This window comes from Paraburkholderia sp. RL17-380-BIE-A (assembly GCF_046028085.1).
In the GTDB taxonomy this organism is placed as follows: Bacteria; Pseudomonadota; Gammaproteobacteria; order Burkholderiales; family Burkholderiaceae; genus Paraburkholderia.
This window is the reverse complement of record NZ_JARESQ010000004.1, coordinates 286,762-299,863: the sequence shown is the minus strand read 5'-3', so window position 1 is coordinate 299,863 and position 13,102 is coordinate 286,762. Positions and strand designations below refer to the sequence as shown.

General features: G+C 62.7%; 14 protein-coding genes. 10 read left to right on the top strand and 4 right to left on the bottom strand.

From position 1 onward, the window contains the following. Window positions 1–111: 111 nt before the first annotated feature. The 3 genes from P0D68_RS08780 to gcl form a co-directional block, all read right to left on the bottom strand. Window positions 112–1,020, bottom strand: coding sequence for a 2-hydroxy-3-oxopropionate reductase (locus P0D68_RS08780; protein ID WP_091794585.1), 909 nt, complete (start codon window positions 1,018–1,020; stop codon window positions 112–114). A gap of 107 nt (window positions 1,021–1,127) precedes the next feature. Further along, a complete protein-coding gene (gene hyi / locus P0D68_RS08775; protein ID WP_091794583.1) occupies window positions 1,128–1,937 on the bottom strand; it encodes a hydroxypyruvate isomerase in 810 nt (269 codons plus the stop codon). A gap of 114 nt (window positions 1,938–2,051) precedes the next feature. Next, window positions 2,052–3,827 carry a glyoxylate carboligase gene (gene gcl, locus P0D68_RS08770; protein WP_408293368.1) on the bottom strand — a complete coding sequence of 592 codons (1,776 nt, stop codon included), beginning with the start codon at window positions 3,825–3,827 and terminating at the stop codon, window positions 2,052–2,054. Window positions 3,828–4,128: 301 nt separating this feature from the next. Between gcl and P0D68_RS08765 the strand changes: the two genes are divergently transcribed. From P0D68_RS08765 to P0D68_RS08720, 10 genes are all read left to right on the top strand, one after another. After that, window positions 4,129–5,043, top strand: coding sequence for a LysR family transcriptional regulator (locus P0D68_RS08765; protein ID WP_408293365.1), 915 nt, complete (start codon window positions 4,129–4,131; stop codon window positions 5,041–5,043). Window positions 5,044–5,311: 268 nt separating this feature from the next. Next, the gene (locus tag P0D68_RS08760) at window positions 5,312–6,052 is read left to right on the top strand and encodes an RNA polymerase sigma factor (RefSeq protein WP_408293362.1); all 741 of its coding nucleotides are present in this window, start codon (window positions 5,312–5,314) and stop codon (window positions 6,050–6,052) included. Continuing rightward, window positions 6,042–7,004 (top strand): anti-sigma factor family protein, encoded by a 963-nt coding sequence (locus P0D68_RS08755; protein WP_408293359.1) that lies wholly within the window; start codon window positions 6,042–6,044, stop codon window positions 7,002–7,004. The genes P0D68_RS08760 and P0D68_RS08755 overlap by 11 nt, the downstream gene beginning before the upstream one ends. A 305-nt stretch (window positions 7,005–7,309) precedes the next feature. Next, the gene (gene rpsF / locus P0D68_RS08750) at window positions 7,310–7,684 is read left to right on the top strand and encodes a 30S ribosomal protein S6 (protein ID WP_006048823.1); all 375 of its coding nucleotides are present in this window, start codon (window positions 7,310–7,312) and stop codon (window positions 7,682–7,684) included. A gap of 50 nt (window positions 7,685–7,734) precedes the next feature. After that, entirely contained in the window at window positions 7,735–8,034 is a 300-nt protein-coding gene (gene priB, locus P0D68_RS08745; protein WP_007182110.1) for a primosomal replication protein N, read from the top strand. Window positions 8,035–8,036: 2 nt separating this feature from the next. Beyond that, window positions 8,037–8,312 (top strand): 30S ribosomal protein S18, encoded by a 276-nt coding sequence (rpsR, locus tag P0D68_RS08740; RefSeq protein WP_007182109.1) that lies wholly within the window; start codon window positions 8,037–8,039, stop codon window positions 8,310–8,312. Window positions 8,313–8,339: 27 nt separating this feature from the next. Next, window positions 8,340–8,792 carry a 50S ribosomal protein L9 gene (rplI, locus tag P0D68_RS08735; RefSeq protein WP_091794572.1) on the top strand — a complete coding sequence of 151 codons (453 nt, stop codon included), beginning with the start codon at window positions 8,340–8,342 and terminating at the stop codon, window positions 8,790–8,792. 144 nt (window positions 8,793–8,936) lie between these two features. Beyond that, window positions 8,937–10,322 carry a replicative DNA helicase gene (locus P0D68_RS08730; protein WP_012432804.1) on the top strand — a complete coding sequence of 462 codons (1,386 nt, stop codon included), beginning with the start codon at window positions 8,937–8,939 and terminating at the stop codon, window positions 10,320–10,322. 127 nt (window positions 10,323–10,449) lie between these two features. Continuing rightward, the gene (locus tag P0D68_RS08725) at window positions 10,450–11,076 is read left to right on the top strand and encodes a DUF47 domain-containing protein (RefSeq protein ID WP_091794570.1); all 627 of its coding nucleotides are present in this window, start codon (window positions 10,450–10,452) and stop codon (window positions 11,074–11,076) included. Next, window positions 11,076–12,086 (top strand): inorganic phosphate transporter, encoded by a 1,011-nt coding sequence (locus tag P0D68_RS08720; RefSeq protein WP_091794568.1) that lies wholly within the window; start codon window positions 11,076–11,078, stop codon window positions 12,084–12,086. Before P0D68_RS08725 ends, P0D68_RS08720 begins: the two co-directional genes overlap by 1 nt. 70 nt (window positions 12,087–12,156) lie before the next feature. Here the strand turns inward: P0D68_RS08720 and P0D68_RS08715 are convergent, their stop codons facing one another. After that, window positions 12,157–12,963, bottom strand: coding sequence for an SDR family NAD(P)-dependent oxidoreductase (locus P0D68_RS08715; RefSeq protein ID WP_091800557.1), 807 nt, complete (start codon window positions 12,961–12,963; stop codon window positions 12,157–12,159). Between the last annotated feature and the right edge of the window lie 139 nt (window positions 12,964–13,102).

Below are 13,102 nucleotides of genomic sequence, written 5' to 3'. Positions count from 1 at the left end.
TTGCCCGTTCCGCCGTGCCTATCGCACGACGAACCGGGCGCCCCACCTGCGACCGCCATGACGTTGACAATGCAACCATCAGGGCGGTCCGTGTTACTGCATGATGCGCAATCAAGCTGCCTTGGCTTCGCTGCCCGGCGCTTGCGCGACTTCATAGTTGGCCATGATTTCGAGGGCACGCACCATCGCCGAGTGATCCCAGGCCTTGCCGCCATTCGCCGCGCACACGCTGAACAGTTGCTGCGCGCTCGCCGTATGCGGCAGAGCGATGCCGAGCTTGCGCGCGCCGTCGAGCGCGAGGTTCAGATCCTTCTGGTGCAGTTCGATGCGAAAGCCCGGGTTGAACGTGCGCTTGGTCATGCGCTCGCCGTGCACTTCGAGAATCCGCGACGAGGCGAAGCCGCCCATCAAAGCCTTGCGCACACGTTCCGGATCGGCGCCCGAGCGCGACGCGAACAGCAGTGCTTCGGCCACGGCTTCGATGTTCAGCGCGACGATGATCTGGTTGGCGACCTTGCAGGTTTGACCCGCGCCGTTGTCGCCGATCAGCGAGATGTTCTTGCCCATCAGTTCGAACAGCGGCTTGGCCGTGGCGAAGGCTTTTTCCGGACCGCCCACCATGATCGTCAGCGTCGCTTCGCGCGCCCCGACTTCGCCGCCGGAGACCGGCGCATCCAGATAGTCGACGCCCAGCGCGTTGATCTTCTTCGCGAACGCTTGCGTGTCGAGCGGCGAGATCGAGCTCATGTCGATCACGAGCTTGCCTTGCGAAAGGCCGGCGGCAACGCCGTCGTCGGCGAACAGCACGTTGGCGACGTCAGGCGTGTCCGGCACCATGATGATGACGATGTCGGCGGCCTGCGCAACAGCGGTCGAATTCGCGACGACGCTCGTCGTCTTGCTCAGATCTTCCGGCACCGGATACGCGCCATTCACGAACAGCGAGTGGCCGCCCTTGATGAGGTTGCGCGCCATGTGCGCGCCCATGATGCCGAGGCCGATAAAACCGATCTTTGCCATGTGTCTAAATCTCCAGTGTTGTTGGGTGTCCCGCGAGAGGACGTCCTTCGGGGCGTCTTTCGGGGCTTAAAGCGCCTGTACCGGCGATCAATGCAGCGATGCGGCGCTCAGGCGGCGGCGTGGGCTGCGCCGCGGGTTTGCCCGGCCACGCTTTGAATCCAGCCGAGGCCGGCGGTCGTGGTCGTGCGCGGCTTGTATTCGCAACCGACGTAGCCGTCGTAGCCGAGCGAGTCGAGCAGATCGAACAGGAACGGGTAGTTGATTTCGCCGGTGCCCGGTTCGTTGCGGCCCGGATTGTCGGCGAGCTGGATGTGCGCGATCTGCGGCAGATTCTTCCTGATGGTCGCCGCGAGTTCGCCTTCCATCCGTTGCATGTGATAGATGTCGTATTGCAGGAACAGATTGTCCGAACCGACTGCGCGGATCACATCCAGGCCTTCAGCAGAACGATTCAGTGCGAAGCCCGGAATGTCGTAGGAATTGCACGGTTCGACCAGCAGCTTGATGCCGGCCTTCTTCAATTCGCCCGCGGCGAAGCGCAGGTTCTCGACAATGGTCGAGCGCGCCTTGTCCGCATCGACGCCGGCCGTCGGAATGCCGACGAGGCAGTTCAGTTGCGGCACCTTCAGCGCTTTCGCGTATTCGATCGCGCGGCCCACGCCTTCCTGGAATTCGCTCACGCGATCCGGCAGGCACGCAATGCCGCGTTCGCCGGCTTCCCAGTTGCCCGCGGGCAGGTTGTGCAGCACCAGCTTCAGGCGATTCTGCTGCAAACGCTCGCTCAATTCGGCGATCTGATACGGATACGGAAACAGAAATTCGACGGCGTGAAAGCCCGCGTCCGCCGCGGCCGCAAAGCGGTCGAGGAACGGGACTTCGTTGAACAGCATGGTGAGATTCGCTGCAAATTTCGGCATGGTGCGTCTGTCTCTCTGGTCGGTCAGTGGAATAGCTTTCGTGAGGCGGTTCGGTGTGGCTGAACCGCGCTCACGTGATGCTCATCGTTGCGATATGCGATGCAGTACGGCAGTTCAGTCGAGCATGCTGATCGCGGTCGGTGCGTCTTCGCGCGTGGCAGCCAGTTCTTCGAACTCGTTGATCGCGTCGATTTCGGTGCCCATCGAGATGTTGGTCACGCGCTCGAGAATCACTTCGACGATCACCGGCACGTTGAACTCGGAGAGCATCGCCTGCGCTTTCTGCAGCGCGGGCTTCAACTCTTCCGGCTTGAACACGCGGATCGCCTTGCAACCCAGACCTTCCGCGACTGCGACGTGGTCCACGCCGTAGCCGTTCATTTCCGGCGCGTTGATGTTCTCGAAGCCGAGCTGCACGCAGAAGTCCATGTCGAACGCGCGCTGTGCCTGACGGATCAGGCCGAGGTACGAGTTGTTCACCACCACATGCACGTACGGCAGCTTGAACTGCGCGCCGGCTGCCAGCTCTTCGATCATGAACTGGAAGTCGTAGTCGCCCGAGAGCGCCACGATCGGACGTTGCGGGTCAGCCGCACGCACGCCGAGCGCCGCCGGAATCGTCCAGCCGAGCGGGCCGGCCTGGCCGCAGTTGATCCAGTTGCGCGCCTTGTACACATGCAGGAACTGCGCGCCGGCGATCTGCGACAGACCGATCGTGCTCACGTAGCACGTGTCGCGGCCGAACACCTGGTTCATTTCTTCATAGACGCGCTGCGGCTTCATCGGCACGTTGTCGAAGTGCGTCTTGCGATGCATCGTGCGCTTGCGTTCCTGGCAGTCGGCGACCCATGCGCTGCGGTCCTTCAGCTTGCCCGCGGCCTTCCATTCCTTCGCCACTTCCACGAACAGTTCGAGCGCGGCCTTCGCGTCCGACACGATGCCCAGATCCGGGCCGAACACGCGGCCGATCTGCGTCGGTTCGATGTCGACGTGCACGAACTTGCGGCCCTTCGTATACACCTCGACGCTGCCCGTGTGGCGGTTCGCCCAGCGGTTGCCGATGCCGAGCACGAAGTCGGAGGCGAGCATCGTCGCGTTGCCGTAGCGGTGCGAGGTTTGCAGACCGACCATGCCGGCCATCAGCGGATGGTCGTCGGGAATCGCGCCCCACGACATCAGCGTCGGGATCACCGGCACGCTGACGGTTTCAGCGAACGTGACGAGCAGGTCTTCAGCGGCTGCGTTCAGCACGCCGCCACCAGAGACGATCAGCGGTTTGTCCGAATTGTTGAGCAGCGTGAGCGCGGCTTCGATCTGCTTGCGTGTAGCTTTGGGCTTGTAGACCGGCAGCGGTTCGTACGTGTCGATGTCGAATTCGATTTCGGCGAGCTGCACGTCGATCGGCAGATCGACCAGCACCGGACCCGGACGGCCCGAGCGCATCAGATGGAAAGCCTGCTGGAACACGCGCGGTACCAGCGCCGGCTCACGCACGGTGACGGCCCACTTGGTCACCGGCTTGGCGATCGATTCGATATCGACGGCCTGGAAGTCTTCCTTGTACAAACGCGCACGCGGCGCCTGGCCCGTGATAGCGAGAATAGGAATGGAGTCGGCCTGCGCCGAGTACAAGCCGGTGATCATGTCGGTGCCGGCGGGGCCCGACGTGCCGATACACACGCCGATGTTGCCCGGTTGTGCGCGCGTATAGCCTTCGGCCATATGCGACGCGCCTTCGACGTGGCGGGCCAGTACGTGGCTGATGTTGCCTGCCTTGCGCATGGCCGAGTAGAACGGGTTGATCGCTGCGCCCGGGACGCCGAATGCGGTGTCGATGCCTTCTTTTTCGAGCACCAGCACGGCTGCGTCGACGGCTCTCATCTTGGCCATGAATGTCTCCTGAATGTCTGGGAATGGGCGAAATAAACGGGTTGATTGCACTTTAGGCCTGACCTAAAGGTTTGATAAGATCAGTCCGGGTCGCTTATTTCGAAACAAAAAGTATGGAATGGCTGGTGGGCCGGCGCCCGGTGTGGTGCGTGGGATCGGAGTAAGCGCTAAAGCGCTAACTCCGATCGACCGCGGTGCATGGGATCGGAGTAAGCGCTGAAGCGCTAACTCCGATCGACCGCGGTGCATGGGGTCGGAGTAAGCGCTGAAGCGCTAACTCCGATCGACATAGGAGACAACGATGGACCGGTTCAAACAGATCGAAACCTTCGTGCGCGTCGCGGATGCCGGCAGCCTTGCGGCGGCGGCGCTGGAGGAGGGCGTGTCGCCGGTGATTCTCGGCCGTCGTATCGACGCGCTGGAAAAGCGCCTGGGCGTGAAGCTGATGTACCGCTCGACGCGCCGGCTGGTGGTGAGCGAAGACGGCGCCGCGTTTCTGGAGCGCTGCCGCGGGCTTCTCACCGAGTGGGATCAGGCGGAAAACGAACTGAGCGCCGGGCGGCGCGCGATCAACGGCCATCTGATCGTGTCGGCGCCGGCTGCGTTCGGACGCAAGCACGTCGCGCCGCTCGCCCCGGCGTTTCTCGTCGACAAGCCGGAATTGCAGGTGTCGTTCAATCTGACCGATCGGGTGGTGGATCTGGTGCGCGAGGGCTATGACCTGTCGATCCGCATCGGCGGCGCGGTCGATCCGAATTTCGTCGCGGTCAAGCTGGCGTCGAACCGGCGCGTGGTGTGCGGCACGCCGGACTATTTCCGCCGGCACGGCAGGCCGAAAACGCTCGAAGACCTGCCGCAGCACAACTGTCTCGCGTTCAATCTGCAAGGCGGACAGAACCGCGGCTGGTATTTCCGCCGTAACGGCAAACTGGCGACGGTGCGCGTGGGCGGCACGCTCGACTGCAACGACGGGGAGTTGCTGCACCGCTGGGTGTCGGAAGGGCTTGGGCTCGGCTGGCGCTCCACGTGGGAAATCCAGCAACAACTGGCGCGTGGCGAACTGGAAACCGTGCTCGACGAATTCGCGCTGCCCGACTACGACATTCTCGCGGTCTATCCGCAACAGCGGTATGTGCCGGCCAAGGTGCGGTACTTCATCGATTATCTGAAAGACGTGTACGCCAGCGAGGATTACTGGAACCGGCCGGCTTATTAGACGCGGCAGACGCGGCAGAGGCAGCAGAGCCAGCAGAGCCAGCAGAGCCAGCAGAGCCAGCAGAGCCAGCAGAGCCAGCGGAGCCAGCAGAGCCAGCCGGCGGCCCGGCACGGCGGCGGTCCTGTGGTCCGACACCCGGGCAGAACGGCCGGATTTTTTGCGAATTGCACGCGGCGTGGGAATAAACTCGGCGGATGCCCGGTTATGTGCTGTACAGAGTGTCACGACAAGCAACATCGCACAGCCCGCAATGCCCTGGAGGGCCGAGGTGGTCCAGACCGATTCAGAACCTGCCCGCGCGCACGGCGAGACCGACGCAGCGAGGAGCCGGCGCTTTCAGCAGATGGCGCTGCCGCACCTCGACGCCGCGTACAACCTTGCGCGCTGGTTAAGCGGCAACGCCAACGATGCCGACGATGTCGTGCAGGAAGCCTTCATGCGCGCGTTCCGCTTTTTCGACACCTTTCGCGGCGACTCGGCGCGGCCGTGGCTGCTGGCGATCGTGCGCCGCACCTGGTACACGGAATGGCGGCGGCGGGCGTCGTCGCACGAAACGGTGGAGTTCGACGACACGATGGACGACGCGACCTTCGACGGCTGGACGGTGGGCGGCACGGACCCTCAGGCGCTGTTGATCCGCGACGAGGATTCGAAACTCGTGCACGAGGCGCTCGCGCAGTTGCCGGTCGAATATCGGGAAGTGCTGATGCTGCGGGAGTTGGAGGAGATGGGCTATCGGGAGATCGCGCTGGTGGCGGACGTGCCGATCGGCACGGTGATGTCCCGGCTCGCGCGGGGGCGCCGCAAGCTCGCCGCGCTGCTGACGGAGAAGCAGGGGGGCGCGGCGGCGCCGCACCGGCCGTCGATGTGCGCGGCGGCGCCCGGCGCAAGCAAAGCGGCCACGGCGAGCGTGACCCCGTTGCGGGCGTCCGCCAATGGCCGGCCACTCAACACGCCTGGCGGCACCGCCGCCGGCAACAACGCTCAGGAGACGCCAGATGGACTGTAACGAAGCGCGGCCGCTCCTCGACGCGAACGCTGATCACGAATTGCCCGCGCCGGATGCCCGGCGCATTCAGCAGCATATCGAGAGCTGCACAGCTTGCCGGCGCGAGAGCGAAAACCTGCGGGCCTTGAGCGGCGCGCTGCGGGCGGCCCCTTATCATCGTGCGCCGCAGTCGCTGCGCGAGCGGATCGTGGCGGGGTTGCCGAGCGTCGACGAGCCGGCTGGGGCCACCGAGCCGCCCGCTGTAAGTGTGCCGAGCGCCACGACGCCGCCGCGCGAACCTGCGCGGCGCGGCTGGCTTGAACGTTGGCTGGACGGCTGGCGCGCCCCGCAAGGCGGGTTCGGCTGGCCGTCGCGGGCGGGTGGCGCAGGCGGTCCGGTTGGCTCAGTCGGTTCAGGCGGCGTCTTTGCGCGCGGCTGGCTGGCGGCGCTGGTTCTCGCGTTGTGCGCGGTGGCCGCGGGCGTGGCGTTGAACCTGCGCCGGCCGGCGGACTTCGGGCCGTTTGCCAACGAACTGGTGGAAAGCCACGTGCGGGCGCAGGTGTCCGGTCGCGACATCGACGTGATTTCGACGGATCGCCATACGGTCAAGCCGTGGTTCAACGGTCGGCTCGATTATTCGCCGCCGGTCGAGGACCTGGCGGCAAGCGGCTTCGCGCTGGAAGGCGGGCGTCTGGACTACCTCGCGCATCAGCGGGTGGCTGTGCTGGTGTACCGTTACCAGAAGCATGTGATCGACGTATATGTCTTTCCGCAGGCCGGCGCGGGCCGGGACACGGATGGCGCGGCACCGGCCACGCTCGGTCGCGAAGGCTACTCGATTGCGCACTGGGACGCGGAAGGCATGACCTGGTGGGCGATCTCCGACGCGGCGCCCGACGCGCTGAAGGGACTGGAAGTAGCGCTGAAGGCGCGCCTGCAAAGCGGCAGCGAGCGTACGGAAACCGGCTCGTAGAAGGCGGACGGCGGCTTTGGCCGCCTGTTTCGGCCCCGACGCGCGATCGGGGACCGCCGGGCGGCGCGCGCTGGCGGGCCATCGAGTCACGTGCAAGGGCTGGCCACCGGTTTCAGGCTTCCCGGCACGAAATGTCGGGTCCGGCTTTGTGGTGTCACAGCCTAAACCCTTGAAAACACTCCCGATTCACGCGCCGCAACAACGGGATATCTTGCAACCCGGCCCTAATCGGGTTACACTCTTTGGCTTCTCACTTGCCACACCGGTTCCGACGCCCGGGTGGCTTTAATCCACAAGGAGTGTGTATGCGTCATTATGAAATCGTCTTTATCGTGCATCCCGATCAGAGCGAGCAAGTGCCCGCCATGATCGAGCGTTACAAGAGCACGATCACCTCGCACGGTGGCCAGATCCACCGTATCGAAGACTGGGGCCGTCGCCAACTGGCCTACATGATCGAGAAACTCGCGAAGGCTCACTACGTCTGCATGAACATCGAATGCGACCAAACCACGCTCGACGAGCTGGAACACGCGTTCAAGTTCAACGACGCTGTTCTGCGTCACCTGATCGTCAAGATGAAGAAGGCCGAAACCGGCCCGTCGCCGATGATGAAGGAAGTGCAGCGCGAAGAAGCCAAGAAGTCGGCTGCTACGCAACCGTCCGAAGCGCAGGCTTAAGACACACTATTTAAGCTATCAGATCAAGCGTCGCTCTCGACCAAGGTTACATGAATCGGCTGCAACTCACGGCCAGCGTCGTCGAACGCGAACCGGTGCGGTACACCCCCGCCGGCGTTCCGATTGCAGGCTGCACGTTGCACCACCGCACGGAAGTCGTCGAGGCCGGCATTGCCCGGCAAGTCGAACTGACCATGCAGGCGGTAGCCGCAGGCGAGGCGAGCGGTAAGCTCGAAAGCTGTCAGATGGGCGTGGAAACGCTCTTCACAGGTTTTCTGGCAAAAAAGCACCGCAACGCAAGAACTCTGGTATTTCACATCACAGCATTGCAGGACATTGGAAAGGACTGAACATGCCCCGCCCGACTGGTAAGAAATTCGACAAGCGTCGTCAGCAACAAAATCCGCTCTTCAAGCGCAAGAAGTTCTGCCGTTTCACGGCCGCTGGCGTCGATCACATCGACTACAAAGACCTCGAAACGCTGAAGGACTTCATCGGCGAAAACGGCAAGATCACGCCGGCGCGTCTCACGGGTACGAAGTCGCACTATCAACGCCAGCTGGACACGGCAATCAAGCGCGCACGTTTCCTCGCGCTGGTGCCGTACACCGACCAGCACAAGGCCTAACCCGACGACGCGATAAGGAGTCTCCGAATGCAAATTATTCTTCTGGAAAAAGTCGTCAATCTGGGCAACCTGGGCGATATCGTGAAGGTCAAGGACGGTTACGCACGTAACTTCCTGATCCCGAACAAGCAAGCTCGCCGTGCAACGAAGGAAGCCCTGGCTGAATTCGAAGTGCGCCGCGCAGAACTCGAAAAGATCGCCGCTGAAAAGCTGGCGGCTGCTACCGCCCAAGGCGAAAAGCTGGGTGGCTCGACGGTGCAGATCAATCAGAAGGCTGGCGTCGACGGCCGTCTGTTCGGTTCGGTGACGAACGCGGACATCGCTGAAGCCCTGGTCAAGCAAGGTTTCGCAGTGGAAAAGGCGCAAGTGCGTCTGCCGGAAGGCCCGCTGAAGCTGGTTGGCGAGCACCCGGTTCAGATCTCGCTGCACACCGACGTTCTCGTCGATGTGACGGTGGCTGTGATCGGCGAACACGTCTAAGTATCAGCTAGTATTTGCCAGGATGTCGCTGGCGAAAGGCAGGGGCCGGGTAACCGGCCCCTGTTTTTTTTGTGCCCGTTTTTTTGTTTTTCCTGCTCCCCGCAGCCGCCCGCGCGCCCTCGATTTGCCCGATAATTCCTCTCCATGAACGCACCGTCCAAAGATCCCCAACTCGAGTCGCTAAAAGTCCCGCCGCATTCGATCGAGGCCGAGCAATCGGTGCTGGGCGGCCTGCTGCTCGATAACGCCGCATGGGACCGTATCGCGGATTTTCTGTCGCAGAGCGATTTTTACCGCTACGACCACCGCATCATCTTCGAGCACATCGGCAAGCTGATCGCGGCCACGCGTCCGGCCGACGTGATCACCGTGTACGAGGCGCTCGGCACTTCGGGCAAGGCGGAAGAGGTCGGCGGTCTGGCGTATCTGAACGCGCTCGCGCAGAACACGCCGAGCGCGGCCAATATCCGGCGCTACGCGGAAATCGTGCGCGATCGCGCGGTGTTGCGCAGGCTGGTGTCCGTCGCCGACGAAATTTCGGCCGACGCCTTCAACCCGCAGGGCAAAGAAGTCCGGCAGTTGCTGGACGAAGCCGAATCGAAAGTGTTTTCGATCGCCGAAGACGGGGCGCGCGGTACGCAGGGTTTCCTCGAAATCGGGCCGCTGCTGACCGAAGTCGTCGAGCGGATCGACACGCTGTACCACACCGCGAATCCGAGCGACGTGACCGGCACGCCGACCGGCTTTGTCGATCTGGACCGCATGACTTCCGGTATGCACGGCGGCGAGCTGATCATCGTCGCCGGTCGTCCGTCGATGGGTAAGACGGCGTTTTCCATGAACATCGGCGAATACGTGGCGGTAGAGTACGGCTTGCCGGTCGCGGTGTTCTCGATGGAAATGCCGGGTTCGCAACTCACCATGCGTATGCTCGGCTCGGTCGGGCGGCTGGATCAACACCGCATGCGGACCGGGCGCCTGACCGACGAGGATTGGCCGAAGCTCACGCATGCCGTGCAGAAGATGAGTGAAGCGCAGATTTTCATCGACGAAACCGGCGGCCTGAACCCGATGGAACTGCGCTCGCGAGCGCGGCGGCTGTCGCGCCAATGCGGCAAGCTCGGGCTGATCATCATCGACTACCTGCAGCTGATGAGCGGGTCGTCGTCGGGCGAAAACCGCGCGACCGAAATCTCGGAAATCTCGCGTTCGCTGAAAAGTCTCGCCAAGGAACTCGACGTACCGGTGATCGCGTTGTCGCAGCTCAACCGCGGTCTCGAGCAGCGTCCGAACAAACGGCCGATCATGTCGGACTTGCGGGAATCAGGCGCTATCGAGCAGGATGCCGACGTGATCCTGTTCATTTACCGCGACGAAGTCTACAACCCGGACAGTCCGGACAAAGGCACAGCCGAGATCATCATCGGCAAGCAGCGTAACGGTCCGATCGGTCCTGTTCGACTCACGTTCCACGGTCAATTCACGAAGTTCGATAACTTTGCCGGCGCACAGAATTTCTACAGTGATTGAGCGAAGAAGGGAAGCGATAACTGACGCGTCGTTGTAACGGCGCTTTCAAAAGTGCGGCGCGGGCCTCCCGACGGTACAATGTGGCGGTTTTATGTCAGCCATTATGTGACCAATTTTCGGGATCCCAATGTTCGGTCGATTCATGCCCACCGAGGGCAAGTTCTTTGAAATTTTCAATGCGCACGCAACGTGCATCGTCTCGGCAAGCCGTGAACTCGAGCTGCTGATCGACAACCTGCAGGACGCCGAAACCCACAAGCAAAACGTGCAGAAAGCCGAGAAGGCCGCTGACAAGCTCACGCACGAAACCATCGACCTGCTGCACAAGACGTTCATCACGCCGCTCGACCGTGACGAGATCCACAAGCTGATCACCACGATGGACGACATCCTCGACCTGATGGAGGACGTCGCCACCGCTATTTCGCTGTACGACGTACAGGCCGTGACTTCCGAGGCGAGCCAGCTTGCGCATATTTGCACGGCAACCTCCGAGCGCGTGCAATTCGCCGTCAGCCTGCTGTCCGACATGAAGCAGGCAAGCCAGATTCTGAAGGCCTGCGAGGAAATCGACCGTCTGGAATCGGAAGCCGACCGCGTGCTGCGCGCAGCCATGTCGAAACTGTTCCGCGAAGAAGACAACGTCAAGACCCTGATCAAGCTGAAAGCGATCTATGAATTGCTCGAAACGATCACGGACAAGTGTGAAGATGTAGCGAACATCATCGAAGGCATCGTGCTGGAAAACGCATAATGCAATCGATACAACTCGCAATCTGGGTCGTCACCGGCCTGGTCGCCGTCGCGCTGATTTTCGACTTCATGAACGGCTTTCACGACGCGGCGAATTCGATCGCCACGGTCGTCTCGACAGGCGTGCTGAAGCCGCAACAGGCTGTCGCCTTCGCGGCGGCGTTCAATGTCATCGCGTATTTCGTGTTCCATCTGAAAGTTGCCGCGACTGTCGGCAAGGGCACGATCGATCCGAACATCGTCGACCATTACGTGATTTTCGGTGCGCTGGTCGGCGCGATCGGCTGGAACATCATCACCTGGCACTACGGCATTCCATCGAGCTCGTCGCATGCATTGATCGGCGGCCTCGTGGGCGCGGCGCTCGCCAAGTCGGGGTGGGGCTCGCTCAATTTCGACGGGCTGATGAAGACGGTGGCCTTCATCTTCATTTCGCCGCTGCTCGGCTTCGTGCTCGGCTCGTTCTTCATGCTGGCGGTGTCGTGGATTTACTTCCGCACGCCGCCGAGCAAGGTCGACCGGCGTTTCCGGCGCCTGCAACTGGTGTCCGCGGGTTTGTATAGCCTCGGCCACGGCGGTAATGACGCGCAGAAAACCATCGGCATCATCTGGATGCTGCTGATCGCGACGGGCTACGCGTCGTCAATGGCGGACGCGCCGCCGTTGTGGGTGATCGGCGGATGTTATCTCTCCATGGGCGTCGGCACACTGTTCGGCGGCTGGCGGATCGTCCGCACGATGGGCCAGAAGATTACCAAGCTCAAGCCGGTCGGCGGTTTTTGCGCGGAGTCGGGCGGGGCGATCACGCTGTTTACCGCCTCGTGGCTCGGCATTCCCGTGTCCACCACGCATACGATTACCGGCGCGATCGTCGGTGTCGGCGCAACGCAAAAGCTCAGCGCGGTGCGGTGGGGCGTGGCCGGCAACATCGTCTGGGCGTGGATTCTGACGATTCCGGCCTCCGCGGCGCTCGCCGCAGCTGCCTGGTGGCTCGGCCACCGTTTCCTGTAAAGGCGCAACGCGGGCGGCGACGCCGCCTGCCGCGCGTTCACGTTGTCAGGGTTCGAAAAGAAGCGTGCGCCTAGATGAGCGGCGCGCTGCCTCCATCCATCGGGACGATTGCGCCCGTCACATAGCTTGCACGGCGGCTCGCCAGAAAGAGCGCGACGTCGGCGATTTCCTCCGGTTTGGCAAAGCGTCCGAGCGGCACTTTGGCCTGGCCGCGCGCGAGCGCTTCCGCGTTGCCGATGCCTTGCTGCGTGGCTTCCAGTTTGACCGCTTCCTCGACACGTTCGGTCAGCGTCGCTCCCGGATTGATCGCGTTGATGCGGATGCCGTAGCGCGCGTAATAGTGGGCGAGGCCGACGGTGGCAAGCATCAGCGCGGCATTTGCGGCTCCGCCGGCAATATGGATATCGCTCGCGACCTTGCCGCCCATGCCAATGATATTGACGATCGTGCCGGGCTCGCCGCCCGTGCCGGCTTTTACCCGTTCGGCCATGCGGCGCAGCACTTCCTGCTGGGGATAGATGTAGGGGAAGTATTTCGCTTCCATGGTGGCGCGGAACGCGTCGGCATCGAGCGTCTCCGGGTCGTAGCGGCGTGCGGCGCCGGCACTGTTGATCAGCACGTCGATCGGGCCGACGGCGGTGCTCACTTCCTCGACGATATCGGCGGCGCTGTGCGGTTCGTGCAGATCGGCGCGAGTCCGGTGTACGTGCAGGCCTTCCTGTTTCAACTGTTCGTAAGCGCGCGCGAGGTTGGCGGGGTCGCGCGATACGATCGCGACTTTCGCGCCCTCGATCGCAAACGCACGGGCGCAGGCAAGGCCGATTCCCTTGCTGCCGCCTGTAATCAACACCACCTTGTCTTTGAGTCCGAGATCCATCGTCATCACCCGTTGTCGAAAGAATACCGACGACGATAGCAGATTGGCGGGATGGTTGTGATGCGCAGGTCGATGGCGCTGCGTGTGATTGCGAGTCGCTGGGCGGCGGCTGTTTAACGCGTGCGTCAATGGCCGCGCT

Coding starts and splice junctions, on each gene's coding strand:
- P0D68_RS08780 (WP_091794585.1), bottom strand. CDS start 1,020: ATGGCAAAGATCGGTTTTATCGGCCTCGGCATCATGGGCGCGCACATG.
- hyi (WP_091794583.1), bottom strand. CDS start 1,937: ATGCCGAAATTTGCAGCGAATCTCACCATGCTGTTCAACGAAGTCCCG.
- gcl (WP_408293368.1), bottom strand. CDS start 3,827: ATGGCCAAGATGAGAGCCGTCGACGCAGCCGTGCTGGTGCTCGAAAAA.
- P0D68_RS08765 (WP_408293365.1), top strand. CDS start 4,129: ATGGACCGGTTCAAACAGATCGAAACCTTCGTGCGCGTCGCGGATGCC.
- P0D68_RS08755 (WP_408293359.1), top strand. CDS start 6,042: ATGGACTGTAACGAAGCGCGGCCGCTCCTCGACGCGAACGCTGATCAC.
- rpsF (WP_006048823.1), top strand. CDS start 7,310: ATGCGTCATTATGAAATCGTCTTTATCGTGCATCCCGATCAGAGCGAG.
- priB (WP_007182110.1), top strand. CDS start 7,735: ATGAATCGGCTGCAACTCACGGCCAGCGTCGTCGAACGCGAACCGGTG.
- rpsR (WP_007182109.1), top strand. CDS start 8,037: ATGCCCCGCCCGACTGGTAAGAAATTCGACAAGCGTCGTCAGCAACAA.
- rplI (WP_091794572.1), top strand. CDS start 8,340: ATGCAAATTATTCTTCTGGAAAAAGTCGTCAATCTGGGCAACCTGGGC.
- P0D68_RS08730 (WP_012432804.1), top strand. CDS start 8,937: ATGAACGCACCGTCCAAAGATCCCCAACTCGAGTCGCTAAAAGTCCCG.
- P0D68_RS08725 (WP_091794570.1), top strand. CDS start 10,450: ATGTTCGGTCGATTCATGCCCACCGAGGGCAAGTTCTTTGAAATTTTC.
- P0D68_RS08720 (WP_091794568.1), top strand. CDS start 11,076: ATGCAATCGATACAACTCGCAATCTGGGTCGTCACCGGCCTGGTCGCC.
- P0D68_RS08715 (WP_091800557.1), bottom strand. CDS start 12,963: ATGGATCTCGGACTCAAAGACAAGGTGGTGTTGATTACAGGCGGCAGC.